Origin of the sequence: Fictibacillus arsenicus (assembly GCF_001999465.1) — a bacterium.
Taxonomy (GTDB): domain Bacteria; phylum Bacillota; class Bacilli; order Bacillales; family Fictibacillaceae; genus Fictibacillus; species Fictibacillus arsenicus.
The window spans coordinates 920,158-941,048 of sequence record NZ_MQMF01000001.1; the positions used below are offsets into that span (position 1 = coordinate 920,158).

Consider the following 20,891-nt stretch of genomic DNA (forward strand, 5'->3'; position numbering starts at 1 on the left):
ACCTCCATACTAGGCTCTACTTTTTCAGCCAGCTCCATAATGCATAACGATTGGCTTCATGATTTAATTCTGCAAGAGCCGTTGTTAAAGGAATATCTTTCGGGCATACTTCAACACAGTTTTGTGAATTCCCGCAATTCGAAATGCCTTCATCACCTATAACCACTTCCAGGCGTTCATTTTTTGTTAATTTTCCTGTGGGGTGCATGTTAAAATACTTTGTTTGAGCCAGCGCCTGAGGGCCAATAAATGGAGAGCCGCTGTTTACATTAGGACAAGCATCCAGGCAGCAGCCGCAAGTCATACAGGTTGAAAATTTATAGGCTTCTTGTTGTTCCCCAGACGAAATTAATGGACCTGATCCCATTGCGTATGTCCCATCAATTGGGATCCATCCTTTTATTTTTTGCAGAGCGTCAAACATCCGCTGACGATCTACGACTAAATCTCTTTCAACAGGGAATGTTTCCATAGGCTCTAGCTGGATTGGCTGTTCGAGCTTCTCCACTAAAGTTGAACAGGCTTGCCTTACTTTCCCGTTAATTCTCATACTGCATGCTCCGCAAACTTCTTCAAGACAGTTATATTCCCAGGCTACAGAACGCACTTGAGTTCCTTCTGCGTTAATAGGGTTTCGCTGTATTTCCATCAAAGCAGAGATGACATTCATGTTAGGGCGATAAGGAATCGCAAACTCTTCCCAGTACGATTCACTGTCCATCTGGTCTTTTCGTTTTACTTTTAGCCGTATTACCTTTTCAGAACTCATACCGTTCTCCTTTCTGCCTCATTAGGCTTTTGAAAGTTCTTTGCTCGACGTAACCACATCATACCGTCTCGGTCTTGGTTTCAAATGTTGAATATCTACAGGCTCATAGGAAAGACTTGGTCCGGATGGTGTGTATGTAGCAATCGTTGTCTTCAGCCAGTTCTCATCATCTCTTTCCGGAAACTCTGGTTTGTAGTGGGCTCCTCTGCTCTCGTTTCGATGCAGTGCTCCAACTGTAATGACCCTTGCGAGCTCCAGCATGTGTTTCAGCTGGCGTACAAAAGGAACGGTTCTGTTTTGCCATGAGCTTCGATCGTCTATCCCAATGTTTTTCATCCGCTCTTGCAATTCTTGAAGCTTTTCATCTGTTTTTTGAAGCCGGTCATTATGTCTGACAACCGTAACGTTATCAACCATCCAATCGCTCATTTCCACATGAAGCTGATAAGGGTTTTCATGACCATCCATGTTAAGAAGCTTTTTATAGTCTTCTTCTTGTTTTTTCAATTCATTCTGATAAATAGAATCCGGTAAGTCCTCACACTTTACCTCTAAGCCGTTCATATATTTAACGGCATTCGGACCTGCAACCATACCGCCATAAATCGCAGACACTAAGGAGTTGGCGCCAAGGCGATTTCCTCCATGGTACTGATACTCACATTCCCCACATGCGAATAATCCGGGAATGTTCGTCATCTGGTCATAATCCACCCACAGTCCTCCCATTGAATAGTGCATGGCCGGAAAGATTTTCATCGGTAGTTTGCGAGGGTCATCACCAACAAATTTTTCATAAATATCCAAAATGCCTCCGAGCTTTCTATCCAGTAATTCAGGTGAAAGATGTGAGAGGTCTAAATAAACCATGTTTTCACCATTGATTCCTAGCTTTAAATCTACACATACATGAAAAATTTCACGAGTTGCGATATCCCTTGGGACAAGGTTGCCGTACGCAGGATATTTTTCTTCAAGGAAGTACCATGGTTTCCCGTCGCGGTACACCCATACTCTTCCACCTTCTCCTCGTGCTGATTCTGACATCAATCTAAGCTTGTCGTCTCCAGGTATCGCGGTAGGATGAATTTGGATGAACTCTCCATTGGCATAACGAACGCCCTGCTGATAAGCAATACTGTGGGCACTGCCTGTATTAATAATGGAGTTCGTGCTTTTTCTGAAAATATTACCGATGCCGCCAGTCGCAAGAATCACGGCATCAGATTTAAACGTATGAATCTCCATTGTCTTTAAGTTTTGAGCCGAAATTCCCCGGCACCGGCCGTCATCATCGATAACAAGTGAAAGGAACTCCCAGTACTCAAACTTCTCGACTACGCCTTCTGTTTCGAATCGTCTAACTTGTTCGTCAAGCGCATAAAGAATTTGCTGACCTGTAGTGGAACCAGCGAAAGCAGTACGTGAATACTTCGCTCCGCCTAACCTTCTAAAGTCGATATGTCCCTCTTCAGTCCGGTTGAACTGTACGCCCATTCTGGCAAGGAGATAGATGATATCAGGTGCTGCTTCACACATTGCTTTTACAGGAGGCTGATTCGCCAAAAAATCTCCACCATAAATCGTATCTTCAAAATGCTCCCAGACTGAATCTCCTTCTCCCTTTGTGTTTACTGCTCCATTTATGCCGCCTTGAGCACAAACAGAATGGGATCTGCGAACAGGTACAAATGAGAATAACTTTACCTTTTTTTGGGCTTCAGCAAGTTTAATCGCTGCCATTAGTCCTGCAAGTCCGCCGCCAACTACGATTGATTCTTGATTGTCCAAGATGCTTCACCTCCATGCCTTATATAAATGCGAATAAGCTCGCTACGCCTAGAACACCAAACACCGCAAAAAATAGTAAACAAATTTTTTGTGCAATTCGCTGAGAGGCAGGACCTTTCGTCACTCCCCATGTTATTAGTCCTGTACGTATACCATTTGTGAAATGAAAAACTGCCCCAACTACTCCGATCACATAGAAAGAAAAGATGAATACATTTTCCAGGTGACTATTCACAAGGTCAAAATTTATTTCGGTTCCATAAAACACAGGTGCTAATCGAAAAGACCAGACATGATAAATAATAAAAACGAGTGTCGTTATTCCCGTAACTCTCTGAAAGAAAAACAATCTGTTTCTTTCATACTTGTATGTTTGAATATTTGATTTGGAAATCATAGACAAATAGATTCCGTACCCTGCATGAAAAATAAGCGGGATGGCTACTAAAAAGATCTCCAGCAATGGCAAAAAAGGAATGCTTTGAATCAGATGAATTTGTTCGTTATATTTTTCACTGCCAAACAGAGCAGTTGAATTTGTTAATAGATGCTCTACCATGAAGATTCCTAATGGAACGATACCAGCTAGAGAGTGAAGCCTTGAAAGGACAAAACGTTTCCTTATGTTGTTACTTACTGGTTGAGGATCCGCTGTTAATGAATTGGATTGCACGCTTCATCCCTCGTTTCTTCAGCAAGCCACTCTCTTACCGTAATCCCTTCTAGCTTTAGAATTTTTTCTGCATGTTTTTCTGCTTTTTCTAACTTAGAAGACGTCATGGATAAGAACTTCTCAACCAATTCTTCCTTACTGGCTGGTTTTTCAGGGTCGCCTTTTGGATAGTCGGTCGCTTCGGTATAAACCTCGCCATTCTGCAACTCAATTTCTACCTTTGCTCCCCATTTTTCTGGATACAGATTTTCATAGTAAGGATCAGCATGAACCTCTACTTTGTTCATTAATTCTTTGATCTCTGGTCTTTTTAATGTGTCTTTATTAAAGTCATCTAAGGAAGCGCTGCCATTAACTGCTGCGAGGGCTGAGCAGAACTGGCTGCTAAACTTAGATGCATATACGGTGTCAGGGTTAGGTTTATCTGTGATGTTCAATACAGTTTGATATGTGTGGATCTTAATTCTTTGAATTGATGTATGGTTGATGTCATGATTTGTCATGATGTCGAGGATGCAATCAACTGCCGGATGAGTATGCCGGCAAGATGCGTGTATTTTAAAACTATTTTCTACTATTTTATAGACATGGCCGAGTTCATTCGTAATTCTTGAAGGGTCTACTGACTCTGCCATGGCATGAAAGAAACCGCGTCTTCCTTCAAGAATCTGACTGGCACCTGTAAAATCTTTTTTTGCTAGCAGAGCGGCTATTGCTCCATTGTAAGCTGCTTTAGCAGTATGAAGCTGTTTGGTCATCGCTCCATCTTCAATAAATTCCCATAACCCAGCTGCTTGCGATCCGGCGTTCCCTAGAGCATGCGATAACTGTTCATCGTTCAATTTTAATAATTTACCGACAGCTGCTGCTGCTCCGAACGTTCCGCACGTAGCTGTGTTATGAAAATAGTAATAATGAGAAGGAGAAACCGCTTCTCCAACTCTATAGCAAACTTCATAACCTACTACAATAGCTGTGATCAGTTCTTTTCCGCTTAATCCATACGCTTCTGCAACGGCAACTGCAGCAGGGATTACAACCGTACCTGCATGAATAATAGATGACTTATGAATATCGTCCAATTCAACAATATGACTGGACGCCGCATTTACTAGAATGCTGTTTCCAACAGAAGATTTACCTCCTGTTACAAGACTCGCCTGTTCCTTTCCTCCCCATTCTTCAACAAGTTCTTTTATCGCCTGAATGGGCTTAGTATCTTTACCCGCAACTGCAGAACCATACCAATCGAGAATGCAAAGCTTCGTAAATTCAACGGCATTTTCCGGTAAATCTTCATAGCGCGTACGATTAACATAGCTTGCTAAAGTTTGAGATAATGTCATTTTACTCCCCCAACCCTTTCTCCAAGTACCGTTTTTAAAACAGATATCACATCGTCATAACGTTCGATCACGTGAGCCCCCGCATCTTGGAGTGCTTTCATTTTGAGTGAAGGTCTGCCCGTATTTCCGGAGATCATTGCTCCTGCATGACCAAACACCGTTCCTTCTGGCATGGATTCTGTAAATCTCCCTGCCACGTATGAAATTAAAGGTTTAGTAAATCCGCCTTCTTTTAAAAATTGTGCCGCATCTTCTTCAAAAGAAGTTCCTGGTTCTGAAAAAGTAACGACTGCTTTTGTTTCTTCATCCTCTTCAAACAAGGCAAGTAAATCTTTTATGGTTGATCCTATAAAACTATCTCCTCCGATTCCGACAGAGGTTGTAACTCCAAATCCGGCACGCTTCACCATCCAGGATGTTTCAGCTGTCATTCCGCCGCTTCTTGAGATAACGCCTACATTGCCTGGTACAAAACAGCGCTCCGGCCGGTCTCCGCCAATCGATCCCATCTTCACATTGTCTTTTGGATTAATGATGCCGACCGTATTAGGTCCGATGATAACAACATTTTTCTTCCGAGCTTCATACAGCATCCTTACCGAATCAAGCTGCGGAATGTTTTCTGTTGTTACGACAATAAGTTTGATTCCGTTATCAATTGCCTCTAACACAGCATCGAGTGCAAATGCCGGGGGGACAACAACTAAGCTAGCATTCACATTCTGTTTTTTTACCGCTTCCCATACCGTGTCATATACAGGTACACCTAATACATTTTGTCCGCCCTTCCCGGGTGTAACACCTGCATAGATGCGTGTACCGTAAGCAAGTGTATGATCAACTACCATCTGCGCTTCACGGCCGGTAATTCCTTGAATGACCATCCGCGTATTCTGATCAATTAGAATTGCCATTTAGATCACCCCTTCCATCTTTTTCACCATTTCAGCGGCGGCTTGTTCAATGGTCACTTCTTCTCCGTAATACGTAATGCCAGCGCTTTCAAATTCTCGCTTGCCTTCTTCATCATTTACACCAGCTTCACGGACAACAATAGGAAATTCATCAAGATTTACTCCCAGTTCCTGAACGGCTTTTACAATCCCTCTAGCCATAACATCGATTTGTGTATTGTTTGTAATGTTGTGAGCAACAAACAGTCCTTTCACTCCTTCTTTAGAAAGGATTCCTTTTGTCAGACCATACACTTTTTCTTCTGAAGGATTTCCACCGGTTTCCGTGTAGTTCGCAGGTTGTGCACCTAAGAAGGTAAGGGCATCAAAACTTAGCAAGCTGCCTCCTCCCCCTCCGCACATAAAACCGATGCTGCCTCCATCCATTTCTGTATACCTGGCTGTCCCTCTGTAATCCGCATCATTCACTCGAACCATCGCTTTTTCAAGTTCAGTTAATGGCCTCCACGAACGTTCACTTCCTGATTCCACTTGCCCTGCGAGCTCAGGCTGCCTAAAAAGTGCAGAGTCATCAATACCCATAACAGAAGCCGCTGCCATGACTTGTTGATCTTTCGTAAGCACTAACGGATTGATCTCCAATATGTAACAGTCGTATTTTAAAAAGATGTCATAAAGTCCGCATAAAACGGAGGTGGCTTGAATGAGAGGTTTTCCTGTTACACCAAGTTTGCTCCAGATTTCTTTCGCCTGATAGGAATAGAGTTTGGAGAAGGGTTCCACATGATAGATGACTACCTTTTCAGGAGCTTCCTTAACAAGATCTTCCACCTCTACTCCTCCTTCAGTTGTTGCGATGATAACCGGCATCTGTTTTTTAGGATCAATCGTAATGGAAACATACCATTCTTCAGCGATTTCGAGTTTTTCTTCTAGCAGGACTCTATTCACTTCATAATTTCTAACTGTCATTTTCAGCAGTTCTTCCGTTTTTTCTTGAGCTTCCTGTACGGAGTCTGCAAACTTGATAGCTCCAGCCTTTCCTCTTTTTCCGACAGGAACCAATGCTTTTAACACGCACGGTTTCTTAAGATGTAACGCTTGTATTTCGTCACTTTTATGGATCACCCAATGATTTGGAGCAGGAATACCGTTTTCTTTTAATAATTTCTTACTCGCATTTTCCAACATTCTTCCCATATGAACTTTCCCTCCTATTGTGGATATTGGATCCAATTTATCTTAAAAAGAAACGCGCTATTTTCGCGCATCAACTTTTAAGCTTTTTATTAATAGTTGTCCTGTACGTAAAATATGTTCCGAAACAAGATCGCCGGCTTTCTCCTTATCCTTCTTCATGATAGCCTCTACGATTTGGCGATGCTCTTTGTTCGATGTTTCCGTCTGTCCTTTTAACAGATGCGGAGTCTGCTGAGGAAAACCGCTCCATAATGTGCTGATAAACGTGTTTAGCCGGTTCCAATTGCACCGCTTGATTAAGAGTTTGTGAAATTCAATGTTGTACAAAACAAAATCCTCAATATCTTCTGCAGCATCCATGTTATTTACTAATTCATTTAATTGTTTCAGATCTGAATCTGAAAAATAATCAATACTTTGATAGACGGCCATCTTTTCAAGCTCTGCTCTTAATGTGTAGATCTCTTCAATATCATTGACTTGAATCGATTTTACGATAGCACCTTTATGTGGCTCCAGCTCGATAAGTCCCTCTGATTCCAGTTTTCGAAATGCCTCTCTAACCGGCATTCTGCTAACACCTAACGTATCCGCGAGATCAGATTGCTTTAAACGTTCTCCTGGCTTAAAGTCGCCTCTAATAATGGCTTCTCTTATCACATTTGATACTTTTAAGTGAAGAGTATCTCTATTTTCAATCCGTAAATCATACTTTGGCGGCATTCTGTATATTACCTTCCTTTGTTTCTAATTTGTATTTAGGATACAGGATCCAAAATAAAATGTCTATAATATTCAGACTTTTTACAGGAAACCTATCCACTTCCACCAAGTTGCCGCTAAAAGAATAGTAAAAATGCTCATAATGAGCGTAAGAATGACTCCGGGAATCAAAAATTCCTTTTGTTCGATTTCACCTGAGCTATGGACAATGATATTAGGAGTTGCTTCAACCACAAGAATATAGCCATGCAAGCAAGCTAATGAAGCGGTAATACAGATTAATGCCGGGTCCGCTCCTGCTTTGGAAGCAAGTCCAATAAAAATAGGGATTAGCGTAACGACTGCCGTTGATACATTGGCTACAGCCAGATGCAAGATGTGTGTAATGATTAATACGATGGCTACCGCTATTAACGGTGATCTCAGAAGCTCGATGATCCATCCAGCACTTAAGCTTTCCCCAACAAGCTTGGCGGCACCTGATTCATTAAAAGCATACCCAAGTGATAAGGTAACTCCCATCAAGAGAACTGTGTCAAAATTGATTTTTATCAGGTTATTCCATGTAGTGCACCCTATAACAGGAAGAGCCATCAAGATAACACCAATTAATGCGGGTACACTCGGATGTAGTCCATGAAAGGGCTCTGTTAACCACAAACTTACGATGAAAATCAGTATGACTAAGCACCTTTTTTCCTGACTGTTCATCTTCCCTAAGTTCTCCAGTTTTTTTCCCATCTCAGCTTTTAAGTGAGGAAATTCTTTTTCCTTGTCAGTTAAAGGAAATTTTTTAATGAGTAACAACCAGGCAACAGGTATGAGCGCAAGCCACAACGGAAACGTATACAAAAACCACTGAAGATACGTGATCTTTATACCAACAAATTCTTTTAATAATTCAACGGTTAATATATTCCCAATCGCCGCCGTCATAACTGCAGTGCCACTGATCGTTCCTCCAAATGCAACGCCTAAAAGGATCATTTTTTTAAGATTCCCATTTCCTCTTTCCCCAATCGTATCGAGCGACATAAGGGCCACAGGCAGAAGCAATGTCGTTCTTACCGCAGCGGCTGGAATAAAGAAAGATTGAATCTGCGGGATGATCATAATACTTGCTAATAACCCTTTTGCGCTTCCTCCCCACTTGGCCAGAAAAATGTAAGCAACACGCCTGGCAAGCGGCGTATCATTTACTCCTTTTGCCAGCATCATGCCACCTATTATTAAAAAGACCGCAGGAGATGAAAAGCCGCTGTAAACAATTTCAGTTGAAACAACGTGAAATACCAGCATCAATACGAGCAGCAGCAGGGCAGTTAAACCTAAAGGAATCGGTTCGAAGGTCCAGTAAAAAACGCTGAGTACCAGAAAAGCCAGCATAATTCTCGCGGGTTCAGCATATTCTGCCGGCAAAATTTGATAAACAATTGCCGTAAGAGCTACACCCAGAATTAATACAAGTGTTTTTTTAATATGATTTTTCGTTACAGCAGATGAGCCCGTTACAGGTTCTAAATTTGCTCGAGGCTTTGGAGAACTCATACGTACTCTCCTTTCAACTCATCAAAGAGAACACAATTTATATGTTTTTAATTCTTATTTAACGACTTTGCAGGCTGGCACAATTCAAAAAAAGGAGTTAGATCATCTAGTTCCTCTAACTTGTAGATTAGATCTACCAGTTCTCTTTTTGCATTAGAACTAATTATGTCTCCCGTAACGTCATAGAATTTATCGATGAGCTGGTCATTCGTCATCGGTTTATCTGCACTCCCGATAGCATGTTCTACAAATTCAGTAAACTCTCTGCCATCTGCTAGTTTAACTACCAATTGCACTTGATCTTCTTGTATCTTTTCGTCCACTTCTAATGTAATCTTTTCGCGTAAATTCTTTATTGTTTCATCATTTACACACTCATCGGTAAACTGATCAACACCTGCTTTTCCGTACATAAATGCAGCAGCCACACAATGATAGACGCTGAACTTACCTTCCAGTCCGGTATTAAGAACTCGCTTGCCCGTCAATTCTTTTACAAGAGGATGTCCTATAATGTGAATCGAGACAACTTGATCGTGTTTAAATTGAAATCTAGATTGTAAGGAGATAATCGCATCAATGGCTGGGTGTGTGACGATTCCACTTGCAAAAGGTTTATAGCTGTTCTTTTCTACTTCCCATTTTTCATTCCATTTTTCCGTCAGAATGTCCAATTTGTTTTCCTCTGAGAGAACGTTTACGAACCCACGTTCTGCTTCTAAGGATTGATGAGAACTTGTGAATCCTTGCTCCGCCATTAATGCTGCCAGCAACCCGTTCATTGCCGCTTTTCCAGGGTGAAATGGTTTAGTCATCGTTCCGAACATTTCCCTTAAACCTACAGGTTCAGTTGCCGCAATCCCGATTGCATAAGTCGTTTTTTCATGATCAAGATTCAGTAACTTACTGACCGCCACAGCTGCTCCAATCCCGCCGACACTTCCCGTAATGTGCCACCCTCTCCAATAGTGGGATGGATAAACGGCTAGTGCAAGCCTGGCTTCTACCTCACATCCAATTACAAAAGCTTCGAGCACATCTTTCCCGCTTTTACCCTTGTTTTCAGCCACAGCCAGAATAGCTGGAAAGACAGGTGCTGAAGGATGCAGGACTGTTTCAAGCAGCGTATCATCAAAATCGTATACATGAGAGGACATACCGTTTAGTAATGATGCAAATAGAAGATCGGCTTTTTCTTCTCTGCCAAAAACTGTGGCTTGGGGTTGACTGCTCATCAGTTTAGCGACAGCAAAAAGTTTGTCCATGGATTCATGATCTGCAGCCCCAATCGCGACACCTAGCCAATTTAACAGACTGCGCTTTGCTTCATAAAGAGCATGCTCGCTAATATCTTCATACCGTGTTTCAATAATTTGAGTAACTAACGATTTTGTTATCATACCTTTTGCTCTCCTTCTTTTGTTAAAAAATGCAGTTGAGCTTTTGCTTTTTTATAAACGGGATAATCAACAAGCTTTCCTCCAACTGAAATAGAAGCGATATTTTGCTGTTCTGCTTCTTCAAATGCTTTTACGATTTCCAGTGCTGATTCAACTTCTTGTTGTGTGGGTGTGTAGGTGTCATGGATGATAGGAATTTGTTTAGGGTGAATAGCGAGTTTTGCGGTGAACCCGAGAGATTTTGCGCGTTCCGCCTCATTTTTCAATCCGGGTTCATTTTGAAGATCAGGATAAACGGCATCAACAGGGTTATCGATACCGGCAGCTTTTGAAGCATTAACAATCTGGGATCTAGCAAATAGCAGCTCCGTTCCATGAGGTGTTAGTTCACAATTCACATCGAGAGAATAATCGATGGAACCAAAAACGAGACGTTTCACTAAGTAATGAGAAGAAGCAATTTCGTAGGCAAAATGCACACCACGTGCGGTTTCGATCAATGCCAATACTTCAAACGAATCAGGGGTGCGGTTCACTTTGTGTAAATAATGAAGTGCTGTTTGGCATATTACCTGCATATTCCCTGCATTTTCTGCTTTAGGAACGATCACGCCTGAAACCCCAGCTAAAATGGCAGCTTCTAAATCTTCTTTCCAAAAAGGTGTTGTAATGTCATTGATTCTAATAAAGACTCTTTTTTCGGTTTGTCTGCTAAGCAGATGGCTTTTGGCTCTTTCTCTTGAGGCTTCTTTTTCAGCAAGTGCTACAGCATCTTCAAAATCAACAATTATGCTATCCGCCTCGCTGTTTAGTGCCTTGTCCATAATTTTTATTGAGGCAGCGGGTACAAATAAATAAGATCGTAAATGAGTATTCATATAAAGAAACCTCCGTTTCCAGGATATTGGATCCAATTTTAAGCGAAGAACGGGCTTACTCAATTAATTGAGTAAGCTTTTCTCCAGCTCTCATAATATGATGTTCAACAAGTTGGCGTAATTTCACAGGATCTTTTTGGTCAAGCGCTTCCAGCATCGCTTTATGTTCTTCATTCGAGACCTGCATAGAATGAGGAATTAAGCTCGGAACATGTGCGGGATACCCTTCAATAAATTGCTTATTAAGCATCTTCACTTTTTTCCAGTTGCACCCTTTTTGCAGTAAAGTATGAAACTCCTGATTATGGGTAACGAATAGATCGAGATTGTTATTGCGGATATCTTGATCCATTTTTTCTACAAGGTGCTGCAATTCTTCCCTGTCACCTGATGTAAGGAAATTCATCGATTTCTGAACCGTCACTCCTTCAAGAAAGGAACGAAGATAATAGAGCTCTTCAATATCCTCTTTGGAAATCCCGATTACTTGAGCACCTTTATGAGGAAGCACCTCAACTAACCCTTCTCTCTCAAGGCAGCGCAATGCTTCTCGTATAGGCATTCTGCTTACACCCAGTTTTGCTGCAAGTTCATCTTGAATGAGCCGTTCACCAGGCTTAAATGTTTGAGTGAAGATGGCTTCTCTTATTGTCGCAGTTACTTTTTCCTGCAATGTTGTAAAATCAATAGATTGTTTCATTTTTGTACCTCTCAAGTTCTGTGCTGATTTTGTAGTTTTTTATTTTGCTAGATATAAGGAAAGCTGCGGGAAAATGACAACAAGGATTAAAGCTAAGATCATCAGCGCAAAGAATGGCATAACTCCCTTTACGACAGCGCCTACTTTTTCTCTGGATATACCGCTTACCACAAATAGATTCAGCCCTACCGGCGGAGTGATCATTGCTAATTCCATATTAATCGTCATAATGATCGCAAAATGAATGACGTTAATATCAAACATCACCAATACAGGCAATAAGATTGGCAGTGTGATCAAGATAATAGCCACGGCCTCTAAGAACATTCCCATGATAAAGAACATGAAGTTGACACCAAGCATAAAGATCCACTTATTCGTCGTACTTTCTTCAATCCATTGTGCGAAAGCTTGAGGAACTTGTTCTGTAGTAAGAAACATTCCAAAGATCATTGCAGCTGCGATGACTAGGAATATCATAGATGTAATATTAATAGATTCCTTCAGTACTTCTCTAAATACGGGGAATGAAAGTTCTTTGTAAATAAATACAGATACAACCACGCCATATAGACAAGCAAGAAATGCTGCTTCTGTAGGCGTTACGATACCAGAATAAATCCCGCCCAGAATGATAACTGGAAGCAAAAAACCAGGTATGGCCTTTAATGTCTTTTTTACACGCTGTTCCATACTCTCTTTCGGTAATTTTCCATATTTTTTAATTCTTGCGTGAATAATCGCAGAAACGAGAAGGATCCCGCCTAGCAGCAATCCAGGAATTACTCCAGCAGCAAATAGCTTACCTACTGATTCTTCTGCTACTGAGGCATAAATGATAAGAGGTATGGAGGGAGGAATTAAGATTCCTAGTGTTCCTGATGCTGCCACCAAACCCATTGCATACTTTTTATCATATCCTGCTTGTACCATACCTGGAATCATGATGCTCCCTATAGCAGCTGCAGTTGCCGGACTCGAACCGGAAATAGCCGCAAATATCATACATGAAAGAATGGTTACAACAGCTAGGCCGCCTGAAATATGACCAACCCATGATCTCAATGATTCGATTAAGTATTTAGATATCCCGCCTTTTGACATGATGATCCCGGCAAAAACGAATCCAGGAATCGCCATAAGCGTGGCAGAATTCAGTGAGTTAAACATTTTTTGGATAACTGTATAGAGGGTAAAATCAATCATAGAAAGAGCGATTACACTCGATAAACCTAAAGAGATGGCAATAGGGACCCTGATTAAGCAAAGAAAGGCAAACACTAAAAATAATACTAGTACAGGACTCATGCTCCTACCCCTTTCTTTTTAGTTTCAGTTTCTAACTCATCATCATTTTTTATTAAGGTCTCATACATGACTTCAAGTTCGCCTGTAATTTCACTCTTGTCCCCGCGGATTGCTTTAGCTGCTTTAATGAAGAAATAAATACCCAGCAGCCCCATACCAATAGGTAATATTAAATAAGTAATCCATAACGGAATTCCAACATCGATAGTTTTAATTCCTTGTTGTTTTGAAAGCGTTATCAATTCAAAAGATGAAAAAGTTAAATAGAAGGAATAGATGCCTCCTATTACATTACTTATTGCCGCTAAAATTTTCTTAAACGTGGTAGATAACATATCGAACACTAATTCAACTTGGATATGTCTATTGTCTTTTAAAGCCATACCGAACCCGATAAAAATAGACCAAACAAGTAAAAACTCAAAAACTTCCGTAATCCAAGCTTGAGGTGCATTTAACACATACCTTGTGAATACTCCATACAAACTTACCAGTACCCCTCCAATAAACAGCGTCCCTGCTAGTATTTCTTCGATGCGATCAAGCCATTTAAAGAGTTTCATTACATTCAACTCCTTTTTGATGGATTGTATCCAATCTTAGTTTTATACTTAATTTCCAATATACTAAATGTAAACGAAAAAGAAAACAGAAAATTTAAATTTTTATTAATATTTTAAGTATTCACAATAGTTTATAGTTTTGTTATACTCTTTTTAACATCTATAGATTAGGACACCTGTTTTTTATGATTGTATCCAAGATCCAAAAATTAAAGGAGGTGAAACGATGGAACTTGAGATTAGAAAAGTCGTAACAATCTGTGAAGAAACATTTATTGAAGGATTTAAGAAATCTGCTAAACCTGTACGTATTGCTGCCGCTTTAGCTGTTATTAAAAATCCTTATGCAGGGAAATATGTAGAGGATCTCCTGCCTCTCATTAAAACTTATTCTGAAAAACTTGGCGAGATATTACCGCAAAAGGCAATAGCAGCCTTAGGAATTTCAGGTCAGGAAGTCGAAGCATACGGCAAGGGAGCTTTAGTAGGCCTTGACGGAGAAATTGAACATGGCTCTGCCATTATTCATACTCTTACCTTTGGCAACCCGTTTCGTTCTCAATGTGACCAAGCAGAAACTTTGCTTCCATCGGCAGAAAAAAGAGGTGCAGCTGGAAGCAGTCTAGACTTAGCTATTAAACATAAGATGGATCCGAAAATTAGAAGCCATCATATGACCTTTGAAGTAAGAATCCCTGACGCTCCAAGAAATGACGAAATTGTCATAGCTGCAGTTGTCACTTCAAGCGGCCGGGCTCACCCGCGCATTGGCTCTCTGCATAAAGAACTAGAGGGCGTGTTTCCCTCATGAATGAAAACAATGAAAACATCGGTTTTATCGGTTTAGGTAAAATGGGTCTTCCAATGGCTATGAATCTATTGAACAGCGGTTATCGTGTCTATGGATCCGATGTGAATCCCGCCTCCGCGAGCGAGCTTCAAAAAGCTGGCGGAAACACCGGTCATTTTTCAAACTGGGTACCTGCTGTTCAAACCATCATTCTGATGCTTCCTTCCTCCACGATAGTCAACCATGTAATAGAAGAGATTCTAGCTACATATGAAACTATGCATTCCAATCAAACAGAACGCTTAACCATTATTGATATGAGCAGTTCGTATCCTCATGACACAAAAACTAACGGCGAAAAACTAAAATTACGTAAGATTGATTTTATGGATGCCCCTGTCAGCGGTGGTATTCAAAAAGCTCGGTCTGCCTCTTTAACCATTATTGCAGGCGGAGAAGAAGAAGTTTTCAAAAAATGTAAGCGCTTGCTCCATTCTTTAGGCAAACAAGTCTTTCATATAGGACCCCTTGGAAGCGGCCACTTATTAAAAGCGTTGAATAATTACTTATCTGCCACCCACCTTCTATCTGCATGTGAAGCCGTACAACTAATGGAACGTTACGGAGTGCAGCCCGAAAAGGGGATTGAGGTTTTCAACCACAGCACAGGCAGAAGCGGATCCACAGAGTACAAATTTCCATCCTTTATTTTAAACAAGAGGTTTGATTCAGGTTTTAGTCTTGAATTAATGAAAAAAGATGTAGAGATGGCTAAGCACTTGTTTGAAGATTATGGTGCAGAAACCGTTCTGCCACGCGTCGTTCATCAGCGTTTTGAAGAAGCGAGTCAAGCATTGGAATCATTTGCAGATCATACGGAAATCTACCGTTATGTAACTTCTTATCTATTAAAAAGGGGGAATTCTCGTGAAGAAAATGAAGAAATGGTACCTAGCCCTACTGACATTCGCTCTGGCCTTTAGTCTAGCGGCATGTAGTTCTGCTGATTCAGGCGGAAGCGGCGAAGCGGATGGTGTGCAAGAACTCACAATTAAAATCTCACACGTTGTTGCTGAGAACACACCTAAACATCAAGGTGCATTGGCGATGAAAGAATACATTGAAAAAGAATCTGATGGAAAAATTAAGGTTCAAGTGTATCCAAACAGCCAGCTATTCGGTGATAAAGATGAGTACCAAAATCTTGTAGCAAACAACGTTCAATTTATTATTCCAGATATGTCCAAGCTCGTAGGAAATGACCCAGGATTTAATATTCCTGCTATGCCTTTTCTATTCAAGGATGATGAAGCAGCTAACGCATTTTGGGACGGAGAAAAAGGACAAGAAATTTTCAAACGCCTTGAAAAAGATGGTGTTCTTGGACTTTCTATGTGGCCAAATGGAGCCAAGCACATCACAAATGAAAAAAAGGCAATCAAAACTCCGGATGATTTGAAAGGTCTGAAAATCCGTACGCAAGGCGGACAGCTTCTAGAAGCAATATATGGTGACTTAGGTGCTGGTTCAACATCCATTCCTTTCGCGGAACTTTATACTGCATTACAGCAAGGAACAGTTGATGGTCAAGAAAACACGTATAGTAACATCGAATCTAAAAAATTTGATGAAGTACAAAAGTATATGACAATCATGGGACACACACGTGTTGACTACGCTTTACTTACGAACACAAAATTTTGGGATGAATTGAACGATGAAACAAGAAAAATTATTGAAAAGGGAGTAGAAGAAGGAACAACAGTAGCGAGAGACTCAGCCATGGATTTAAATGATGATGCTTTAAAAACACTAAAAGATCGCGGCCAAGTCGAAATCCATGAACTCTCTGAAAGTGAAATCGATGCTTTCAAGAAAAAGCTTGAGCCTGTTTACAAAGAATGGGCAGAAAAAATCGGAGCAGATATCATTAAAGATGCAGAAAGCAAAAACGAATAATTAATCCAAAGGACTGACCTAAAATAGGTTCAGTCCTTTTTTGTTGTTAATGATAAAAAAACGGGTTCCAATTCGACCATCATCGAATACAGAACCCGTTTATCTTATGAATGTGAATATGTTTTTTGTAATCTGCTGCAAATTTCATCAGCCACTTCTGTAGTCGATGATTTCCCGCCAATATCAGGTGTTTTGAATCCATCATTCGTGACGTCTTCTACTACATCTAGTAATTTTTTACCTAACTCCGCCTCTCCAAAATGATCAAGCATCATTTTCGCTGTCCATATCTGTCCGATCGGATTCGCAATCCCTTGACCATATATATCCGGAGCAGATCCGTGTACGGGTTCAAACATCGACGGGTATTTTCCATTCAGGTTGATATTGGCCGCTGGTGCGATACCAATGCTTCCCATGATCGCCCCTCCAATATCCGTGAGTATGTCACCAAATAAGTTACTTGCCACGATAACATCAAAGATTTCAGGGCGGGTCACAAAGAAGGCTGCTAAAGCATCAATATGATAGGAAGACGTCTGAACATCGGAATACTTTTGTTTGGTTTCGTTAAATACATCATCCCAAAACGGCATTGAATGAAATATTCCATTGGATTTTGTTGCTGATGTAACATGGCCTCTTCGCTTCTGAGCTAATTCAAATGCGTATTTCATCGCCCGTTCAGTTCCCTTTTTTGTGAATACTGCATTCTGAATCGCAATTTCGTCTACACCTTTATGAATTCGGCCGCCGACCTCACTGTATTCTCCCTCACTGTTTTCCCTGACAACGATTAGATCAAAATCGTTTGGGTTCACTAATGGGGATCGTAACCCTTTAAAGTATTTGGCAGGTCGGATATTGATTGATTGTTCAAACGATCTTCGAATTTTGATTAATAGTCCCCATAATGAGATGTGATCAGCAACAACATTTGGATTTCCAATTGCACCGAGGAAAATTCCATTAAAATTGCTAAGTGTTTCAATACCATCTTCAGGCATCATTTTGCCATGTTCTAAGTAATAATCACAACTCCACGGGAACTCCGTATAGTTAAACTTCAAACCGCCATGAATCTCGGCAATCGTATCCAATACTTTTAATGATACAGGAACGACTTCCTTTCCGATCCCATCTCCTGGTATTACTGCGATATCATACGTTTTCATAATTTACAGCTCCTTCTTTGGAATGTTTATTATAGTTTTCGTATTTCGCAATCTCTTGTTCATACAGATCTAGTCCATGTGCATCATATGCCACTAAGACGGGAAAGTCTTCTACCTCTAACTTTCTGATCGCCTCAGGTCCAAGATCTTCATATGCTACTATTTCTTCAGACTTTACTTTTCGGCTTAAAATTGTAGATAATCCACCGATGGCTGCAAAAGAAATTGCATTGTACTCTTTGCAAGCATCTTTCACCATCTGCCTTCTTGGTCCTTTACCAATCGTTCCTTTTACACCATATTTATACATAGCAGGCGCATATGGATCCATTCTAAATGCAGTTGTTGGAGCTACAGGACCGATAACCTGACCAGGCTTAGGAGGGCATGGACCTGCATAGAAAATAATCTCGCCTTTTAAGTCCACAGGTAATGATTCGTTTTTATCAAGAAGCTCTATCATTCGTTTATGTGCAGCATCTCTTGCCATATAAATCCTGCCTGTCAGAAGTACACTATCACCCACTTTCAGGTTTTGAATGTCCTCATCAGATAACGGAGTCTTTAATCGATATTCAGCCATTTTTCATTTCCTCCTCAAATCACTGCCGTTTTTTTACGAGCAGCATGACATTGGATATTTACAGCAACCGGTAGTGCTGTAATATGGCATGCGAATGTTTCGATAGGAACCCACATCGCTGTGTTCGTTCCTCCAAGCCCCTGTGGACCAATCCCTGTATGATTTATTTCTTCTAAAAGCTCTTTTTCCAATTCAGCGATATGCGGGTCTGGATGATGCACACCAATTTCTCTTAAAACAGCATGTTTCGCTAGTGATGTTACTTTATCAAAACTACCACCAATTCCGACACCAACTACAATTGGCGGGCACGCCTTCCCTCCTGCTTCCTTGATCGTTTGCAAGACGAAGTTTTTAACTCCCTCAGCACCTTCTCCCGGCAGCAAAAACTTCATGGCACTCATATTTTCACTTCCTCCACCTTTAGGCAGCACAGTGATTTTCACAGAATCGCCAGGAACGATATCCGTATGTACAACGGCTGGTGTGTTATCATTCGTATTAATACGTAAAAGTGGATCACCGACAACCGATTTTCGAAGGTAGCCCTCTCGATATCCAGTACGCACTCCTTCCTGAATAGAGTCCATTAGGTCGCCTCCCGTGACATGTACGTCTTGACCTAATTCCACAAAAACAACTGCCATTCCCGTGTCGTGGCAATAAGGCATATGGTTCGCCTTCGCTTCCTCTGCATTCTCAACTAACTGCTGCAAAATGGACCTCCCAATTGGAGATGCCTCTGTTCGTTCTGCTTTTTTAAAACCATTTAAAACATCATCCGGCAAATAATAACACGCTTCCCAGCAAAGTTTTGCTACAGTTTCCGTCAGTTCTTTAACATGAACGACTCGCAAGATTATCTCTCCCTTTTATGGTTTAATAGGTTTACCAAATTTTCAAGGTCATCATGCGTATGTTCTTTTAATTTCTGAGATGCTTTTTCAGGATTTCTTTCTTTTATCGCTTGAAAAATATCAAAATGCCCCTTATATATAACGTTTGGCCGATCCTCTCCTTCCAAGTTTAAAAATCGATAATAGTTTGTAAGTGATTTAAGTTCATTTACAAGCTTTTTCAACCTCATATTGTCACTAAAATCAATAATGAGCTCATGAAATTTTGCGTTTAAACATGCCATCTCTTCCTTCTCGCCTTTTTTAATTGCAGAAGCAGAATCAGATAACGTTTTCTCGAGCTGTAAAATTTGATCTTCACTAGCTTTTTGAGCCACTAATGCAACAGCAGTAGATTCAAGAGCTACTCGGCATTCGTAGATTTCATATACATCCTTTAAAGAAGGTTCATAAACATAGATTTGAGACTTATCATCCATAATCAACAAACCCTCATTTATCAAGGTTCTAATAGCTTCCCTGACCGGACTGCGGCTGATAGCAAATTCTCTAGCAATCTGCACCTCATACAAACGGTCACCCGGTTCATATACCCCGTTGAAGATTCGCTCTTTAATGGTTTGTTGTACTTGTTCATAATAAGGTATCGCTTTTTGCAGCATTCCCTGATTCATTTGAAGATCAGTCTCCTATCTGTTGTTAATAAGGAATAAGTGAATCTGTTTTTTTATAAAAATTTTGTTGAGTTGAGATTGAAAGATGCTTTTTGGTGGAGGGGATTTGTGAAGACCTTTGGGCTTTGAAAATATTTATGTCGTCTGTCGACAGCCCACATGATCAATATATACAAAATATTCCGATTTTTCAATACTTTTTTATTAAATTAAAAAACTGACTCCTAGCCGCGTCATCAAAGCACGCCACTATTAGTCAGTTTTCGTTTAGTTTATTTATCTCTGATATAAAACTTCGATAAATTCTCTCATATAATCCGGCAAATCAGGCGGACGGCGGCTTGAAACGAGGTGACCGTCAACTACTACCGGCTCATCGATCCACTCGGAACCTGCATTCTCCATATCATCTTTGATTCCAGGTGTGCTCGTTACTTTTTTACCGTTTAACACTTTTGCAGAGATTAGCACCCAGCCGGCATGACAAATCTGACCGATCGGTTTCTTCTCTTGTTCCATGTGCTGAACCATCTCAATAACTTCAGGAAAGCGGCGTAGCTTGTCCGGTGCCCATCCGCCAGGAACTAAAATGGCGTCATAATCGGCAGCATTCACATCACCAAATGCAAAATCAGCTTCTGCAGGTACACCATATTTTCCGATGTACGTTTCTCCTGCCTTTTCACCAGCAAGTTCTACAACAGCGCCTTCTTCACGCAACCGAAGAATCGGATACCACAACTCAAGGTCCTCGAAATCATGATGAACGAGGCTGATTACTTTTTTACCTTTTAAACGCATGTTTAACAACACCTCCACTATCTATATTTCCTTTTCAGCGTAACATTAATCTTTATTTGAATGATAGTGTGATGGTAGCATATGTATAACGGTTGATTTCATTAAGTTGGGGGTTAAGAAGTGAACGGAAGAAAAATAGCAGGTATCATTTCATTTGTCGTGGCTTTTGTAGCATCGTTTTTGATTGTTCAGTGGATATTGTCATAGTAAAACCCGGAAATTTCTCCCGGGTTTTATTG

At 40.7% G+C, this 20,891-nt stretch carries 21 protein-coding genes; 3 read left to right on the forward strand and 18 right to left on the reverse strand.

Going from position 1 to position 20,891, the window contains the following annotated elements:
* Positions 1-16: 16 nt before the first annotated feature.
* From sdhB to UN64_RS04600, 13 genes are all read right to left on the reverse strand, one after another.
* Complete coding sequence (gene sdhB / locus UN64_RS04540) at positions 17-769, reverse strand: succinate dehydrogenase iron-sulfur subunit (RefSeq protein ID WP_077360122.1); 753 nt, start codon at positions 767-769, stop codon at positions 17-19.
* A gap of 21 nt (positions 770-790) precedes the next feature.
* Positions 791-2,560 (reverse strand): succinate dehydrogenase flavoprotein subunit, encoded by a 1,770-nt coding sequence (sdhA, locus tag UN64_RS04545; RefSeq protein WP_077360124.1) that lies wholly within the window; start codon positions 2,558-2,560, stop codon positions 791-793.
* A gap of 19 nt (positions 2,561-2,579) precedes the next feature.
* Positions 2,580-3,233: a succinate dehydrogenase cytochrome b558 subunit gene (locus UN64_RS04550; protein WP_077360126.1), complete on the reverse strand. Its 654-nt coding sequence runs from the start codon at positions 3,231-3,233 to the stop codon at positions 2,580-2,582.
* On the reverse strand, positions 3,215-4,579 hold the full coding sequence (locus UN64_RS04555; RefSeq protein WP_077360128.1) for an MmgE/PrpD family protein: 1,365 nt from the start codon (positions 4,577-4,579) through the stop codon (positions 3,215-3,217). Before UN64_RS04555 ends, UN64_RS04550 begins: the two co-directional genes overlap by 19 nt.
* Entirely contained in the window at positions 4,576-5,493 is a 918-nt protein-coding gene (locus UN64_RS04560) for a succinate--CoA ligase subunit alpha (RefSeq protein WP_077360130.1), read from the reverse strand. Before UN64_RS04560 ends, UN64_RS04555 begins: the two co-directional genes overlap by 4 nt.
* Complete coding sequence (locus UN64_RS04565) at positions 5,494-6,693, reverse strand: ATP-grasp domain-containing protein (protein ID WP_077360132.1); 1,200 nt, start codon at positions 6,691-6,693, stop codon at positions 5,494-5,496.
* A gap of 57 nt (positions 6,694-6,750) precedes the next feature.
* Entirely contained in the window at positions 6,751-7,416 is a 666-nt protein-coding gene (locus UN64_RS04570; protein ID WP_077360134.1) for a GntR family transcriptional regulator, read from the reverse strand.
* Between the two features lie 81 nt (positions 7,417-7,497).
* A complete protein-coding gene (locus tag UN64_RS04575) occupies positions 7,498-8,964 on the reverse strand; it encodes an SLC13 family permease (protein ID WP_077360136.1) in 1,467 nt (488 codons plus the stop codon).
* Positions 8,965-9,011: 47 nt separating this feature from the next.
* Positions 9,012-10,364 carry an MmgE/PrpD family protein gene (locus tag UN64_RS04580; RefSeq protein WP_077360138.1) on the reverse strand — a complete coding sequence of 451 codons (1,353 nt, stop codon included), beginning with the start codon at positions 10,362-10,364 and terminating at the stop codon, positions 9,012-9,014.
* A complete protein-coding gene (locus tag UN64_RS04585) occupies positions 10,361-11,242 on the reverse strand; it encodes an HpcH/HpaI aldolase/citrate lyase family protein (protein WP_077360140.1) in 882 nt (293 codons plus the stop codon). Before UN64_RS04585 ends, UN64_RS04580 begins: the two co-directional genes overlap by 4 nt.
* 55 nt (positions 11,243-11,297) lie before the next feature.
* Positions 11,298-11,942 carry a GntR family transcriptional regulator gene (locus tag UN64_RS04590; protein ID WP_077360143.1) on the reverse strand — a complete coding sequence of 215 codons (645 nt, stop codon included), beginning with the start codon at positions 11,940-11,942 and terminating at the stop codon, positions 11,298-11,300.
* A 39-nt stretch (positions 11,943-11,981) separates the two neighbouring features.
* Positions 11,982-13,250 carry a TRAP transporter large permease gene (locus UN64_RS04595; protein WP_077360145.1) on the reverse strand — a complete coding sequence of 423 codons (1,269 nt, stop codon included), beginning with the start codon at positions 13,248-13,250 and terminating at the stop codon, positions 11,982-11,984.
* Entirely contained in the window at positions 13,247-13,813 is a 567-nt protein-coding gene (locus tag UN64_RS04600; RefSeq protein WP_077360147.1) for a TRAP transporter small permease, read from the reverse strand. Before UN64_RS04600 ends, UN64_RS04595 begins: the two co-directional genes overlap by 4 nt.
* Before the next feature lie 226 nt (positions 13,814-14,039).
* Here UN64_RS04600 and UN64_RS04605 point away from each other — a divergent pair, with 226 nt between their 5' ends.
* Genes UN64_RS04605 through UN64_RS04615 form a run of 3 tightly spaced genes read left to right on the forward strand, consistent with a single transcriptional unit; the run spans position 14,040 to position 16,562 of the window.
* Entirely contained in the window at positions 14,040-14,624 is a 585-nt protein-coding gene (locus tag UN64_RS04605) for an amino acid synthesis family protein (RefSeq protein ID WP_066245300.1), read from the forward strand.
* Positions 14,621-15,586 carry an NAD(P)-dependent oxidoreductase gene (locus UN64_RS04610; RefSeq protein WP_077360149.1) on the forward strand — a complete coding sequence of 322 codons (966 nt, stop codon included), beginning with the start codon at positions 14,621-14,623 and terminating at the stop codon, positions 15,584-15,586. Before UN64_RS04605 ends, UN64_RS04610 begins: the two co-directional genes overlap by 4 nt.
* Positions 15,540-16,562 (forward strand): DctP family TRAP transporter solute-binding subunit, encoded by a 1,023-nt coding sequence (locus tag UN64_RS04615; protein WP_245801980.1) that lies wholly within the window; start codon positions 15,540-15,542, stop codon positions 16,560-16,562. Before UN64_RS04610 ends, UN64_RS04615 begins: the two co-directional genes overlap by 47 nt.
* Before the next feature lie 104 nt (positions 16,563-16,666).
* Here UN64_RS04615 and UN64_RS04620 read toward each other — a convergent pair whose 3' ends face one another.
* The 5 genes from UN64_RS04620 to UN64_RS04640 form a co-directional block, all read right to left on the reverse strand.
* Positions 16,667-17,737 (reverse strand): tartrate dehydrogenase, encoded by a 1,071-nt coding sequence (locus tag UN64_RS04620; RefSeq protein WP_077360153.1) that lies wholly within the window; start codon positions 17,735-17,737, stop codon positions 16,667-16,669.
* Positions 17,724-18,320 carry a FumA C-terminus/TtdB family hydratase beta subunit gene (locus tag UN64_RS04625; RefSeq protein ID WP_077360155.1) on the reverse strand — a complete coding sequence of 199 codons (597 nt, stop codon included), beginning with the start codon at positions 18,318-18,320 and terminating at the stop codon, positions 17,724-17,726. The genes UN64_RS04620 and UN64_RS04625 overlap by 14 nt, the downstream gene beginning before the upstream one ends.
* A 14-nt stretch (positions 18,321-18,334) precedes the next feature.
* Entirely contained in the window at positions 18,335-19,177 is an 843-nt protein-coding gene (locus UN64_RS04630) for a fumarate hydratase (protein WP_077360157.1), read from the reverse strand.
* A gap of 2 nt (positions 19,178-19,179) precedes the next feature.
* Positions 19,180-19,851 (reverse strand): GntR family transcriptional regulator, encoded by a 672-nt coding sequence (locus UN64_RS04635; protein ID WP_245801958.1) that lies wholly within the window; start codon positions 19,849-19,851, stop codon positions 19,180-19,182.
* A gap of 276 nt (positions 19,852-20,127) precedes the next feature.
* Positions 20,128-20,652, reverse strand: a complete 525-nt coding sequence (locus UN64_RS04640) for a type 1 glutamine amidotransferase domain-containing protein (protein WP_077360159.1) — start codon at positions 20,650-20,652, stop codon at positions 20,128-20,130.
* Positions 20,653-20,891 lie beyond the last annotated feature (239 nt).